The sequence below is a fragment of the Xanthomonas sp. NCPPB 3174 genome (genome assembly GCF_056725205.1).
In genome coordinates, this window is the sequence record NZ_CM161517.1 from 3,976,452 (window position 1) to 3,989,968 (window position 13,517).

Annotated in this window: 10 protein-coding genes; 2 read left to right on the forward strand and 8 right to left on the reverse strand. The window is 70.0% G+C overall.

All coding sequences use genetic code 11. The annotated features are described in order from the left end of the window. Position 1: 1 nt before the first annotated feature. The 3 genes from mreD to AC1PK7_RS17135 all read right to left on the reverse strand — a co-directional run bounded on the left by mreD (position 2) and on the right by AC1PK7_RS17135 (position 2,830). Positions 2-487 (reverse strand): rod shape-determining protein MreD, encoded by a 486-nt coding sequence (gene mreD, locus AC1PK7_RS17125; protein WP_010343694.1) that lies wholly within the window; start codon positions 485-487, stop codon positions 2-4. Continuing rightward, a complete protein-coding gene (gene mreC, locus AC1PK7_RS17130; RefSeq protein ID WP_481098916.1) occupies positions 484-1,614 on the reverse strand; it encodes a rod shape-determining protein MreC in 1,131 nt (376 codons plus the stop codon). Before mreC ends, mreD begins: the two co-directional genes overlap by 4 nt. Before the next feature lie 169 nt (positions 1,615-1,783). Then, complete coding sequence (locus tag AC1PK7_RS17135; protein WP_010343692.1) at positions 1,784-2,830, reverse strand: rod shape-determining protein; 1,047 nt, start codon at positions 2,828-2,830, stop codon at positions 1,784-1,786. A gap of 260 nt (positions 2,831-3,090) precedes the next feature. Between AC1PK7_RS17135 and AC1PK7_RS17140 the strand changes: the two genes are divergently transcribed. Together AC1PK7_RS17140 and AC1PK7_RS17145 are read left to right on the forward strand one after the other, a co-directional pair. Further along, positions 3,091-4,023, forward strand: a complete 933-nt coding sequence (locus AC1PK7_RS17140) for a carbohydrate kinase family protein (RefSeq protein WP_010343691.1) — start codon at positions 3,091-3,093, stop codon at positions 4,021-4,023. A gap of 253 nt (positions 4,024-4,276) precedes the next feature. After that, the gene (locus AC1PK7_RS17145; protein ID WP_481098917.1) at positions 4,277-6,259 is read left to right on the forward strand and encodes a sigma-54-dependent Fis family transcriptional regulator; all 1,983 of its coding nucleotides are present in this window, start codon (positions 4,277-4,279) and stop codon (positions 6,257-6,259) included. A 298-nt stretch (positions 6,260-6,557) separates the two neighbouring features. Here AC1PK7_RS17145 and AC1PK7_RS17150 read toward each other — a convergent pair whose 3' ends face one another. The 5 genes from AC1PK7_RS17150 to AC1PK7_RS17170 form a co-directional block, all read right to left on the reverse strand. After that, entirely contained in the window at positions 6,558-8,954 is a 2,397-nt protein-coding gene (locus AC1PK7_RS17150; protein WP_481098918.1) for a TonB-dependent receptor, read from the reverse strand. Positions 8,955-8,970: 16 nt separating this feature from the next. Then, positions 8,971-10,080 (reverse strand): S-(hydroxymethyl)glutathione dehydrogenase/class III alcohol dehydrogenase, encoded by a 1,110-nt coding sequence (locus AC1PK7_RS17155; protein WP_209247057.1) that lies wholly within the window; start codon positions 10,078-10,080, stop codon positions 8,971-8,973. 53 nt (positions 10,081-10,133) lie between these two features. After that, positions 10,134-11,153: a beta-propeller fold lactonase family protein gene (locus AC1PK7_RS17160; RefSeq protein WP_481098919.1), complete on the reverse strand. Its 1,020-nt coding sequence runs from the start codon at positions 11,151-11,153 to the stop codon at positions 10,134-10,136. Beyond that, a complete protein-coding gene (locus AC1PK7_RS17165; protein WP_481098920.1) occupies positions 11,150-11,680 on the reverse strand; it encodes a c-type cytochrome in 531 nt (176 codons plus the stop codon). The genes AC1PK7_RS17160 and AC1PK7_RS17165 overlap by 4 nt, the downstream gene beginning before the upstream one ends. 125 nt (positions 11,681-11,805) lie before the next feature. Then, positions 11,806-13,512: a quinoprotein dehydrogenase-associated putative ABC transporter substrate-binding protein gene (locus AC1PK7_RS17170; RefSeq protein WP_481098921.1), complete on the reverse strand. Its 1,707-nt coding sequence runs from the start codon at positions 13,510-13,512 to the stop codon at positions 11,806-11,808. Positions 13,513-13,517: the final 5 nt, after the last annotated feature.

A 13,517-nucleotide genomic window follows, 5' to 3' on the forward strand; every position in this document is an offset into this window, starting at 1 on the left:
GCTACTTGCTCCGCCGGCCCAGCCGCAGCGCGTCCAGCAGCACGAACAGCGGCGGCCACAGCGCCATGCCCAGCAGCGGCGCCCACCAGTAGTTCCACGGCAGCGTCGGCTCGCCGACGGCCAGGTGCACCGCCGCGGCGACGATGCGGTCGTTGACCAACAAACCGCCGATCGCCAGCGCCTGCTGCGACATCGGGAAGAAGCGGATGCGCGCGCGGAAGCGCTGCAGGATGAAGCTCAGGATCACCAGGCGCAGCGCCTGCTCGCCCAGCACCCCGCCGTACAGCAGATCGGCCAGCACCCCGACCGCGAAGGCGAAGCCCAGCCCGACCTTGTCCGGGGTCTCGATCACCCAGTACGCCACCACCAGCGCCAACCAGTACGGCCGCAGCGGCTGCACCACCAGCGGCAACGGCATCAGCCCCAGCAACAGCGCCACGATCACGCTGACCGGAAGCACCCAGCCTTTGCTGCGCAGGCGGCTCATTGGGTGGGCTCCTTTGGAGCCGGGATTGGGGATTGGGGATTGGGGATTGGCGAAGCGGCTGGTCGTTTGGGCTTGGCGGAGGCCGCCTCTGGTGATGCGGGCGTGCCACTTGCGGAAGTGGCGCGATTGGCCGACTCGGGCTTGCCTTTTCCTAGCGCCGCCGCCGGGGCATTGGCCTGGGCGCCAGGGCCTGCGGAGGCGGCCGGCTGCTGGGCCGCCACCGAGGCGGTGTCAGCGCTGTTGACCCGGCTTTTCACCAATCCCGAATCCCCAATCCCCACTCCCGTTGCCGCGGCCGAAGGCCGCAGCAACAACACATCCCGCCCCCGGTCCAGCTTCGCTGCCGGCTTCAGTTCGCCGACCAGGAAGGCATGGGTGTCGTCCGGGCGCAGGGCGGAGATGGTGCCGACCGGGAAGCCGGCCGGGAAGCGGCCGCCCAGGCCGGAGGTGACGATCTCGTCGCCCACTTCGACGCCGGCGCTGAGGGGGATGTCGCGCAGTTCCAGGCTGCCGCCGCGGCCGTAGACGATCAGGCGCACGCCGTTGCGCGCCACCGTCACCGGCACCGCGTGGTCGGGGTCGGTCAGCAGCAGCACGGTGGAGTGCAGCGGGGTCACCGCGATCACCTGGCCCATCAGGCCGCCGGCGTCGATCACCGCCTGGCCGACGTGCACGCCGTCGCGGCTGCCGGCGTCGAGCACCAGCCGCTGCCGGGTCGGGTCCAGGTCGATGTCCAGGATCGGCGCCAGTTGCACGTCCAGGCCGCGGCGTTCTGCCACGCCCAGCAGTTCGCGCAGCTGCGCGTTGTCCAGCGCCGCGGTCTGCAGCCGGGTCAGGCGCGCCTTGGCGATCAGCAGCTCGTTGCGCAGCGCGCGGTTTTCCTTGACCAGTTGCGCGTGGCTGGCCGCGTTCTCCTGCACCTGGGTGCCCAGCCGCCCGGGCAGGCCGGCCAGCGCCCAGATCGGCTGCACCAGCACCGTGGCCTGGCTGCGCAGGCGGGCCAGCCAGTCGGCCTGCGCGTCGAGCACGATCAGCACCAGCGCCAGCGCCAGGTAGACCAGCAGGCGCGGCGTGCTGGCGGATTCGCCGGGGCGGGCGGTGACGGGAGGACCGGCGTAAGGAGGCACGGTTAGAGCCGGGAATGGGGAATCGGGAGTGGAGAATCGGAACGCAATGGCGCGCTCCCGGCGCGATCGGGCCGGGGCGCAGGCAGGCTAGTGGAGACGGCGTCGGCAGGGCAGCGTCGGAGGGGCCATTCTATTCCCCATTCCCCACTGCCCATTCCCGGCCTCACATTCACTCCGGCGCGAAGAACTCGTTGCCGTGCATGTCCACCAGCTCCAGCGCACGGCCGCCGCCGCGGGCCACGCAGGTCAGCGGATCGTCGGCGACCTGCACGTGCAGGCCGGTTTCCTCGGAGATCAGCCGGTCCAGGTCGCGCAGCAGCGCGCCGCCGCCGGTCAGCACGATGCCGCGCTCGGCGACGTCGGCGCACAGTTCCGGCGGAGTCTGCTCCAGGGCGAGCTTGACCGCCGAGACGATGCCCGACAGCGGCTCGTGCAGCGCTTCCAGCACTTCGTTGGAGTTGATCTTGATCATCTTCGGCACGCCCTCGGCGAGGTTGCGGCCGGAGATCTCCATCTCCTGCACCACCGCCTGCGGGTAGGCGCAGCCGATTTCCAGCTTGATCCGCTCGGCGGTGGCCTCGCCGATCAGCATGCCGTGGTTGCGGCGCACGTAGTTGGTGATCGACTCGTCGAAGCGGTCGCCGCCGATGCGCACCGACTGCGAATAGACGATGCCGTTCAGCGAAATGACCGCGACCTCGGTGGTGCCGCCGCCGATGTCGATGACCATCGAGCCGCGCGCCTCGGTGACCGGCATGCCGGCGCCGATCGCCGCGGCCATCGGTTCCTCGATCAGGTACACGTCGCGGGCGCCGGCCTCCTCGGCCGATTCCTTGATCGCGCGGCGCTCGACCTGGGTGGAACCGGCCGGCACGCACACCAGCACGCGCGGGCTGGGACGCAGGAAGCGCGACTTGTGCACCTTCTTGATGAAGTGCTTCAGCATCGCCTCGGTGTAGGTGAAGTCGGCGATGACGCCGTCCTTCATCGGGCGGATGGTGGTGATGTGGCCCGGCGTACGGCCGAGCATCTGCTTGGCCTCGGCGCCGACCGCGGCCACCGAGCGGGTGCCGCCGATCGCCCGGTCCTGGCGCACTGCCACCACCGACGGTTCGTTCAGCACGATGCCCTGGCCACGCACGTAGATGAGGGTGTTGGCCGTGCCCAGATCGATGGACAGGTCGTTGGAGAACATGCCGCGGAGTTTCTTGAACATCGGGGGATTGGGTCCTGGGGCGCGCGCCGTCGCCAGAATGGCGAAAAAATGGGCAGAAAACGAAGTCCGCTAGCCTAGCAACCCGCCTGGGTGCGGGCAAGGAAAATTCTCGCTAAAACCACGCGTTGCGTGGTATCGGCGGGACCGCGATGGATCGTGGTTCTGGCCCTGCCGGGCCGCAGCCGTTACCCTTTGCGCCGCGGCGACCCCGCCCCTCGCCCGCCTGAATGCGGGCTCATTCCTCCGCCAAGGCCTGCCCGATGTCTGCACTGATCTGTGGTTCTCTCGCTTACGACACCATCATGGTGTTCCCGGACCAGTTCAAGAACCACATCCTGCCGGACAAGGTGCACATCCTGAACGTGTCGTTCCTGGTGCCACGGATGCGCCGCGAGTTCGGCGGCTGCGCCGGCAACATCGCCTACAACCTGCACCTGCTGGGCGGCCACCCGATCCCGATGGGCACGGTGGGCCAGGACTTCGGCCCGTACCGCGAGCATTTCCAGGCGCTGGGCATCGACCTGTCGCGGGTCAAGGTGATCGAGGAACTGTTCACCCCGCAGGCGTTCATCACCACCGACCACGACAACAACCAGATCACCGCGTTCCATCCGGGCGCGATGATGCGCAGCTACGAGAACCACGTGAAGGACGTGCCGGGCGTGACCCTGGGCCTGGTCGGCCCGGACGGGCGTGAGGGCATGATCCAGAACGCCGAGGAGTTCAGCGCCGGCGGCGTGCCGTTCATCTTCGACCCGGGCCAGGCGATGCCGCTGTTCAACGGCCCGGAACTGCGCCAGTTCATCGAGCAGGCCGACTACGTGGTGGTCAACGACTACGAGTCCAACCTGCTGCAGGAGCGCACCGGCTGGGACGAGAAGGACATCGTCTCGCGCGTGCAGGCCTACATCACCACCCAGGGCCCGAAGGGCGCGCTGGTGCACACCCCCGAGAAGACCTACGACATCCCGCCGGCGCACGAGCGCCGCGTGGTCGACCCCACCGGCTGCGGCGACGCCTTCCGCGCCGGCCTGATCTTCGGCATCCAGCGCGGCTGCGACTGGCTGACCATCGGCCGCATGGGCAACCTGATGGGCGCCCTGAAGGTCGAGCACCCAGGCACCCAGAACCAGCGCTTCGACTTCGACGAATTCAACGACCAGTTCAAGCAGCAGTTCGGGTACGCCTTGTAGAGCTGGGATTTGGGAGTCGGGATTGGGGATTCGTAAAAGCTGGCCCCTGGCGCTTGAGTCCACGAAAAACCGCGCGATCACGCGGCTTTTTCGTTTGGCCTGAGCGGAAAAGAAGCCACCCCAGCCAAGCCGCTTTTGCCAATCTCCAATCCCGATTCCCCACTCCCCGCCTTTGCTGCACTGCGGGTTGAGCGCCGGTCCGGTTTGTGCGTCACTTGCCCCAGGGGCCCCCTGGGGGGACGAGAGCGCGCCCATGTCCGAGTCGACTGTCGCCAGCCTCGCGCAAGCCAAGGTCGTCGCAGCATCCGCCGCCGAGGCCGACTGTGCGCCGCTGGCGCGCATGCGCCATTTCCGCCAGATCGAGTCCCTGCCGCCGGTTCTGGCGCGCTCGTGGCGGCGCTGCCTCGACGAGTACGGCCTGGACCCGGACACCCATCCCTCGCCGATGGTCCACGACGACAGCGAGCTGCGCGAACGCCAGCAGCGGCTGGAGGCGTTGCTGCGCATCGCCAAGGTGGAGATGGAAAATCTCTACGAACAGATCGCCGGCGGCAGCTACGCCGTGGTGTTCGCCGACACCGAGGCCACGGTGCTGCACAGCGTGCAGGATCCGGCGCTGTTGCGCGCGTTCCGCGAGACCGGGCTGTTCTGCGGCGCCAGCTGGGCCGAGCGCTACCAGGGCACCAATGGCATCGGCACCTGCGCGGTGGAAGGCAGCGCGCTCAGCGTGCACCGCGGCGAACACTACCTGGAGCGGCACCTGCCGTTGTCGTGCAGCGGCGCGCCGATCCTGGATCCGCAAGGCCGCCTGCTGGCGGTGCTGGACGCCTCCACGCCGGACGCGCGCGATACCAAGCTGGTGCAATGCCATACCGGCGCGCTGGTGCGCATGTCGGCGGCGCAGATCGCCCGCGCTTACTTCCTGGAACAGTACCGGCATGCCTGGATCCTGCGTTTCCACAGCCGCCCGGAGTTCGCCGGGCTGCTGCACGAAGCGTTGATCGCCGTGGGCGGCGATGGCCGCGTGCTGGCGGTCAACGAGGCGACGCTGGAACAGCTCGGCAAGCCCGACCGCTCCCCGCTGGTCGGGCGCGACATCGCCCAGGTGATGCAGCTGGATTTCGACACGCTGGAGCAGCGCGCGCGCAACGACGCCAGCACGCTGTGGTCGATCCGCTGCGCCTGCCACGGCCGCCGCTTCTTCGCCCTGGCGCAGCCGCCACGTGCACGCACCCCCGCCAGCCGTGCCCGCGCCGGCAGCGTGGATGACCAGGCCACGCGCGCCAACGACCATGTCGGCTCCGATCCGCGCATGCTGCACAACCTGGACAACGCGCTGAAGCTGGCCAAGCACCGCGTGTCGATCCTGCTGTGCGGCGCCACCGGCACCGGCAAGGAAGAATTCGCCAAGGCGGTGCACCGCAGCTCGCCCTGGGCCGACCGGCCGTTCGTGGCGGTGAACTGCGCGGCGATCCCGGAAGCGCTGATCGAGAGCGAGCTGTTCGGCTATGCGCGCGGCGCCTTCACCGATGCCGCGCGCGAGGGGCGTCACGGCAAGCTGCTGCAGGCCAGCGGCGGCACCCTGTTCCTGGACGAGATCGGCGACATGCCGCTGCCGCTGCAGACGCGCCTGCTGCGCGTGCTGGAGGAACAGAGCGTGACCCCGCTGGGCAGCGACCGCGCGGTGCCACTGGAACTGCACGTCATCAGCGCCAGCCACCGCGACCTGGCGCAGATGGTCGGCAGCGGCGGCTTCCGCGAGGACCTGTACTACCGCCTCAACGGCGTGGTGCTGCACCTGCCGCCGCTGCGCGAGCGCAGCGACAAGGCCGAACTGATCCGCACCCTGCTGCGCGAAGAGAGCGGCGAACAACCGGTGCGCATCAGCGAGGACGCCCTGCACAAGCTGCTCAGCTATGCCTGGCCCGGCAACCTGCGGCAGCTGCGCAACGTGCTGCGCACCGCGGCGGTGCTGTGCGCCGACGGCGTCATCCGCATCCCCAACCTGCCACAGGAGATCGTCGACGCCGACAGCGGCCCGTGCCTGCTCGGCGACGATGCGCATGCCGGCGACGGCGTGCCCGGTCGCGTCGCCCTGGACAGCGCCGAGCGCAGCGTGCTGCAGCAGCAGCTCGAGCGCCATCGCTGGAACGTCAGCCGCACCGCCGATGCGCTGGGCATCAGCCGCAATACCTTGTATCGCAAGCTGCGCAAGCATGGGTTGGCGACGATGTGAGTTGAGATGCCATCGCAATGCAAGGAGGTTGCTTGTCGCGAATGAAACCTCGCCTGTCGCTCCCCGCCTGGCGGTTGCGCGAGTACTTCGGGAAATTCGGATCCCGACCGCTGATGCGCTTGGAGGATGCCCGGCTTCGACGTCGCGGCTGAAGCCGCTCCTACAGGAATCGCTGCGCCGGTCAGGCTGCGCTACCTCCGTAGGAGCGGCTTCAGCCGCGACAGTCGCCGGAGCCGATCGGCTTCCGGCCGCATGGACCAGCCGGATCACGCGAAGCCGCAACAGCGCACGACCGCCACTAGAACCGCCAGCGCAAACCGACCTGGTATTGCCGCGGGGCGCCAGGCGCGACGAAACGCGAGGGGCCGTCCTCGACCGCGGCGTCCTGCGGCCGCGCCAGCGCTCCGCCCGGAAACAGATCCTCGGCGATGGCCGCATACGTCTCGTAGCGACGGTCGAACACGTTGTTGACCCGCAGGTACAACGACAGCCCTTTGGCGAGTTCCCAGGTGCCGTGCAGGTCGAGCAAGGCGTAGCCGCCGGTGGACAGGTCGTGGCGCGCTGGCGCCTCGCCTTCCTCCGGATCCTCGACCAGGCCGTCCTCGTTGCCGCTGGCCACGCGCCGCGACACCGCACGCAGGTCCGCGCCCAATGCCAGCTGCGCCAGCGCCTGCCACTCCACGCCCAGCTTCAGCGTGTTGCGCGGCAGGCCGGCGATGCTGGTGCCCGGGCGCAAGGTCACGGTGCGTTCGCCCGAGAGTAGTTCACCGGCGCTGCGGTAGGTGGCGTCCAGGTAGCTGTAGCCGGCGAACCAGCGCAGCGCGCCGTGGCTGCCGCGGTAGCTGAGATCGGCGCCCTGGTAGCGGGTGCGGTCGACGTTGTCGAAGTAGCCCTGCTGGGAATTGGGTGCGCGCAGGAACAGGATGTCGTCGCGGTTGTCGGCGCGATACAGCGACGCGTTCAGCGTCTGCGCCGGCGACGGGTTCCAGCGCAGGCCGAGCTCGTAGGTGCGCGAGACGATCTGCTCCAGGCGCGGATCGGCCTGCAGCCCGGTCGGCAGCCGGCACGGTTGCTCCGGGTCGGCGCAGCCGAGTTCGATCGCGGTCGGCGCGCGGCTGTTCTGCGAGGCCGAGGCGAACGCGGTGAAGCCGCCGCCCAGGCGCTGGGTGATGCCCAACGACGGATTGGCCTTGGCGAACACGAAGCGCTCGCGCGGCAGCACGCCGTCGTCGGCGGTGGACAGGGTGTTGGCGACAGCGACGCGGTTCCAGCGCAGCGCAGCGCTGACATGCGTGCCCTCGCTCACTTCCCAGGTATCGGCGGCGAACAGGCCCAGGGTGCTGCTGCGGCCGTCGACGCCGGAGAAGAACGCACGGTCCTCGTCCGGATCGGCGACCACCGAGCGGTCGTCCTGCACGAACGCCTCCTGCTCGTACTGGCGGTAGCGCACGCGGTTGCGGTCGTAGGTGGCGCCGATGCTCAGCGCGTGCGCGCCGGCCTGGCGGCTGAGGTTCAGCGCCACGCCCTCGGCATGCTGGCGCATCTGCGTGGTGTTGAGCACGCCGCTGTGCAGGGCGTCGGCATCGGCGCGCGAGACCGTGCAGCCGGCATCCAGCGGCGTGCCGTCGGCGGCGTAGCCGTCGGCGCAGTCGTCGACGAATTCCTCGTAGTCGTCGTTGATGTCGCCGTTGACGGTGTCGCGGCGCCCCTGCCGGTAGTAGGCCAGCAGATGCAGCGCGGTGCGTTCGTCGAAGCGATGGTCGAACTGCCCGGTGAGCAGCGTGTTGCGGTTGCGGGTCAGGTCCGGCGAGGTGTAGACCGCGGCGCGGTCGGCTTCGTACAGCCCCGGCTCGGTGCCCTCGTCGGTGTAGCGGTAGCTCGGCAGCAGGCCATTGCCGATCAGGCGGCTGCGCCCGTGCAGCAGCGACACGTCCCAGTCGGTGCGCTCGCCCTGCCGGCCGAACTTGCCGAACACGGTGCCCAGGCGGCCAGCGGAAGCGTCGCGCCAGCCGTTCTCGTCGAAGCCGGTGACCGCGACGAAGGCATGCAGGCCGTCGCGTCCGGCGTAGCCGTAGGACGCATCCAGGCGCTTGCGCGCGCCGCTGCCTACCGACAGGTCGGCGCGCAGGCCCGGCGCGGTGAGGCCGGACTGGGTGGTGAAGGCCAGCGCGCCACCGAGCGTATTGGGACCGAACAGCGGGTTGGAGCCCGGCATCAGCGCGACGCTGCGGATCGCCGCCTCCGGCATCATGTCCCAGCTGACGATGTCGGCGAACGGCTCGTTCATGCGCACGCCGTCCAGGTACACCGACACGCCCTGCGAGGCGCCGGGCAGCGCCGAGGCGCGGAAGCCGCGGAAGGTCAGATCGGTCTGGAACGGACTGCCCTGCACCTCGTTGGTGTCCACGCCGTTCATCTCGCGCAGCAGGAAGTCGGTGAGGTTGCCGGCCTGGCTGCGCGCGATGTCGTCGGCATTGGCGGTCTGCACCGTGTACGGCAGCAGGTCGGCATCGATCAGCGTGCCGGGAATCGGCGTGGCGGTGACCTCGACCCGGTCCAGCGCGGTGATCTGCGCATCGTCGGCGTTGACCGTGGTTTGCGCGCGCGCCGGTGCGGCAAGCACGCCGATGGCGGTGGCGACGGCCAGCGCGATCGAACTCGCCGACGGGGTGCTGGGTCCTGGGGTATAGGGCATGCCGGTTCCTTGAGGCTCAGTAGAGAACGATCGATTTGATGCCGCGGCCTGCGCGCATCGCCTCGAAACCGCGGTTGATGTGGTCCAGCGGCAGGGTTTCGCTGATCAGTTCGTCGATGCGGATCTCCCCGGCCAGGTAGCGCTCGGCATAGGCCGGCAGTTCGCTGCGGCCCTTGACCCCGCCGAACGCGCTGCCGCGCCAGGCGCGGCCGGTGACCAGTTGCAGCGGCCGCGTGCTGATCTCCTGCGCGCTCGGCGCCACGCCGAGGATGATGCTTTCGCCCCAGCCCTTGTGGCAGCACTCCAGCGCCGCGCGCATCGCGCGCACGTCGCCGACGCAGGCGAAGCTGTGGTCGGCGCCGCCGTCGGTGAGATCGACGATGACCTGCTGCACCGGCGCACCGAAATCCTTCGGGTCCAGGCAATCGGTGGCGCCCAGCGCACGCGCCAGCGGGAACTTGTCGCGGTTGATGTCGACCACGATGATGCGTTCGGCGCGCGCCATCACCGCGCCCTGCACCACCGACAGGCCGATGCCGCCCAGCCCGAACACCGCCACGCTCTCGCCCGGACGCACCCGCGCGGTATTGAGCACCGCGCCGATGCCGGTGGTGACGGTGCAGCCGAGCAGGCAGGCCTTGTCCAGCGGCGCGGCCGGATGGATCCTGGCCACCGCGATCTCCGGCAGCACGGTGTACTCGGCGAAGGTGCTGGTGCCCATGTAGTGCAGCAGCGGGCGCCCGTGCAGCGAGAAGCGGCTGCTGCCGTCGGGCATCAGCCCGCGGTCCTGGCTGCTGCGGATCGCCTGACACAGGTTGGTGCGGTTGGAACGGCAGTACTTGCACACGCCGCATTCGGGCATGTACAGCGGGATCACGTGATCGCCCGGGCGCACGCTGGTGACGCCGACACCGACTTCCTCGACCACGCCGGCGCCTTCCTGGCCCAGGATCACCGGAAACGCCGCCTCGGCATCGATGCCGGACAAGGCGATGTCGTCGCCATGGCAGATGCCGCTGGCGACCATGCGCACCAGCACCTCGCCAGCCTTGGGCGGCTGCAGATCCACTTCCTCGATGGCCAGCGGCTGGTTCGCCGCCCAGGCGACCGCGGCTCGCGTCTTCATTCCGGCTCTCCCCGCCTCCCGTCGCGGCGCCCGAGAGCGCCGCTCGCCTCACCTCACTGCGCCACGACCACACCCCATGGCATCTCGCCCACCGCGATCTGCTTGATCTCCTTCATCGCCGCCGTGTCGATGACACTGACGCTGTTGGAACGGCCATTGGCCACGTACAGCTTCTTGCCGTCAGGACTCAGCGCCGGATTCCACGGCCGTTGCCCGACCGGGATTTCCGCCAGCACCCGGCGCGCAGCCGGGTCGATCACGCTGACCGTGCCGGCGCCGTTCGACGCATACACGCGGCTGCCGTCGCGGGCGATGGCGATGCCGGCGGTGCGTTGCCCGGCCGGGATGCTGGCCACGCGCTTGCGCGCCGCCAGATCGATCACGTCGACCACGTTGGCCGCTTCCTGCGCCACGTACGCCGTCTTGCCGTCCGGCGCGAACGCCATGCCGCGCGGATGCCCGCTGGTGGCGATCACGCCGATGGACGTGCCGGCCTTCAGGTCGATCACGTCCAGGTCGTTGGAGCCCTCGTTGCTGGTCAGCAGCAGCGCGCCGTCCGGGGTGTACACGCAGTGTTCCGGCGCCTGCCCGCGGGTGGCGATGTGCGCGCCGATGGTGAAGCCGGCCGGGTCGATCAGCATCACCTGGTTCTGCCCTTCCACGCACACCGCCAGCTGGCGGCCATCCGGCGACGCGGCCACGCCTTCGGCGTTCTCGCCGATGTCGACGCTGCGCAGCACGTGGTCCTGCACGGTATCCAGGTCCAGCAGGCGATGGCCCTGCGCGTCGATGACGTACAGATGCCCGGGCGGACCCGGCACCACCTGCTGCAGGCGCTTGCCCAGCTGCCCCTGCGCCGACAGCGTCCGCACCACGCGGTCGCTGCCGGTGTCGATCACCGAGATGGTGCCGCTGCGCTGGTTCGGGACGTAGGCCAGCGCCGCGGCAGCGGCCGTCGGTGCCGGCGCAGCCTTCGCGGCGTCGGCCCCTGCGGCTGGCGCAGGGGCACGCTGGCAGGCCGCGGCGCACAGCGACAGCGCGACGACAGCGGCCAGTCGCAACGCATTCCTCATTGCGGGGCGCCCGCAGTCTTGTTGATGGAATGGATGAAGGCCAGCAGCTTCTCGGTATCGCCTGGCTTGAGCACCGGTCCGAACGGCGGCATCTGCCCGACCACCTTCTCGTGGCCGATGCGGGTCTTGCCGTGCGCGGCCATGCCGGCGGTGCCTTCGGTGATCAGCGCGCGCAAGGTGTCGTCGTCGCTGCCGTAGACCCAGATGTCGTTGGTCAGCGGCGGGCACATGCCGCCGCCACCGGTGCCGCCATGGCAAGCGGTACAGCCGGCGGAGTTGAAGATCGCCTTGCCTTCGGCGACCAGTTCCGGGGTGACCTTGACCGGCGGCCCCTTCGGAATCGGCGTGACCGCCGCAGCGGGTGCAGGTGCAGGTGCAGGCGCCGCGGCAGCGGGCGCGGCAGGCGCGGCCGGTGCAGGCGCAGGCGCTGCGGCAGGCGCGGCCGGGGCCGGCGCGGCCGCGGGCGCAGGCGGCGTCTCCTGCTTGCCGCAGGCGGCCAGCAACAGGAACGCGGCGAACAGGGACATGGGCAGCAGCACGGAAACGGCGCGACGGCGGACGGAAGCAGGACGCATGGGAACAACACCTTTGCGGAGTGCACGATGGGAAGAGCAGGCCGCGCGGGCGGCATGTGCGGGACGACAGGAAGCGGTCATTGCGTGCGTCGGTGCTGGGCCTCCGTCAACAGGTGGGCGAGTTCGGCATTGCCGCGTTGCTGGGCCAGCGCCGCGGGCGTCTTGCCGTCGGCGTCGCGCGCGTCGGCGCTGGCGCCGGCGGCGAGCAGGCGCCGGGCGCTGTCCTCGCGACCGGCGGCGGCAGCGAGCATCAAGGGAGTGACGCCGGCGCGGTTCGCGCGGTCGGGCTCGGCGCCGCGCTTGAGCAGCAGATCGAGGATCTTCGGCTCGTTGCGCGCCACCGCGAACATCACCGGGGTGAAGCCGGCCGGATTGGCGTGGCGCACGCTGGCGCCGGCGTCGAGCAGCGCCTGCACCACGTCGGCATCGGCGTAGGAGATGGCCAGGTCCAGCGGCGTCCAGCCATCGGCGGACACCGCCTCGACCTTGGCACGATGCGCCAACAGTTGCGCGACGCTCTTGCCATCGTTGGACCAGGCCGCCTTCATCAATGGCGTCCAGCCATTGCTGTCGCGGTTTTCGACCTTGGCGCCGGCGGCCAGCAGTTCGCCGACCAGCAGCGGCGCCTGGTTGCGGATCGCCTGCTGCAGCGGCGGCTCGCCGAGCAGGTTGGGTTTGTCGGCGCTGGCGCCATGGCGCAGCAGCCAGGCCACGCGCACGCCGTCGCCGGCATCCAGCGCATGCGCCAGTTCCTCGTTGGGATCGGCGCCACCGGCGATGCGCAGCTGCAACTGCGCCAGCATGTCCGAGGAGGCCTGCGCGCTCGGCGTGTCGTCCTGGTCGTCGGGCGCCGCATAGGGACCGTGCGAGCGCAGGTCGCCGGCAACGATGCAATCGGCGCAGGCCACCAGCGGCACGTGGTAGTCGCGCAGGATCGCGCCGATCTTGCCGGCACTGCGCTGCATCGCCGCGTTCAGCGCATCGCGCAGGTCCGCGTTCTTGCGCGACACCGCCCACGCCATCGAATACTCCAGCACCTCGTTGTCGATGACGTTCAGCGGCACCACGCCGAGGCCGCCGCGCGCGGCGTAGTAGCCGGCCACCGGGCCCCAGGATTCGGCGGCATCGAGCTTGCCGGCGGCGACCTGCTCGGCGAGCTTGCCAGGATGTTCCTGCGGCGCGCTGGCCGAGTCGTAGAACAGGTATTGCACCTCGCCCTGCACGCCATGGTCGAACAGCGCCTGCCGCGCCGGCGAACTCTGGAACACGCCGACCTTGAGTTTTTTCAGCGCAGGATCGTCCAGCGACGCCGGGCGCACATCCAGGCCCTTGCGCGTGACCAGCACATAGGTGGAGCGATACAGCGGGCGCGTGGGCAGGCCCATTTCGAAATCGCTGTTCATGTCCATCAGCACGTCGCAGCGCCCGGCGTTGATCGTGCTGCGCGCCAGGCCGCGCTGGTAGTAGCTGCGCCACTCGTACTCCAGGCGCCGGCCCATCTCCGCGGCCACCACCTGGGCGATCTTGTTCTGGAATCCTTCGCCTGCGCGATCGGACAATGGCATGTTGCCGGGATCGGCGCAGACCCGCAGCACCGGCGCATCGGCCGGCAGCGTCGTGGCGGGCGCGGCGGAGGCCGGCGCCGCAGCGGCGGGCGGGGCAGCAGGAGCGCGAGCCGTCGCGGACGACGGCTCGCGCGTACAGCCTGCGGCGACGAGTCCGAGGCTGCACAACAGCAACACGGCGCGTGCGCCCGCAGGCAGGCGCCACGAGACGGGCGCCATGCGGC

Coding starts and splice junctions, on each gene's coding strand:
- AC1PK7_RS17155 (WP_209247057.1), bottom strand. CDS start 10,080: ATGAAGACGCGAGCCGCGGTCGCCTGGGCGGCGAACCAGCCGCTGGCC.
- AC1PK7_RS17165 (WP_481098920.1), bottom strand. CDS start 11,680: ATGTCCCTGTTCGCCGCGTTCCTGTTGCTGGCCGCCTGCGGCAAGCAG.
- mreD (WP_010343694.1), bottom strand. CDS start 487: ATGAGCCGCCTGCGCAGCAAAGGCTGGGTGCTTCCGGTCAGCGTGATC.
- AC1PK7_RS17145 (WP_481098917.1), top strand. CDS start 4,277: ATGTCCGAGTCGACTGTCGCCAGCCTCGCGCAAGCCAAGGTCGTCGCA.
- AC1PK7_RS17160 (WP_481098919.1), bottom strand. CDS start 11,153: ATGAGGAATGCGTTGCGACTGGCCGCTGTCGTCGCGCTGTCGCTGTGC.
- AC1PK7_RS17170 (WP_481098921.1), bottom strand. CDS start 13,512: ATGGCGCCCGTCTCGTGGCGCCTGCCTGCGGGCGCACGCGCCGTGTTG.
- AC1PK7_RS17140 (WP_010343691.1), top strand. CDS start 3,091: ATGTCTGCACTGATCTGTGGTTCTCTCGCTTACGACACCATCATGGTG.
- AC1PK7_RS17135 (WP_010343692.1), bottom strand. CDS start 2,830: ATGTTCAAGAAACTCCGCGGCATGTTCTCCAACGACCTGTCCATCGAT.
- AC1PK7_RS17150 (WP_481098918.1), bottom strand. CDS start 8,954: ATGCCCTATACCCCAGGACCCAGCACCCCGTCGGCGAGTTCGATCGCG.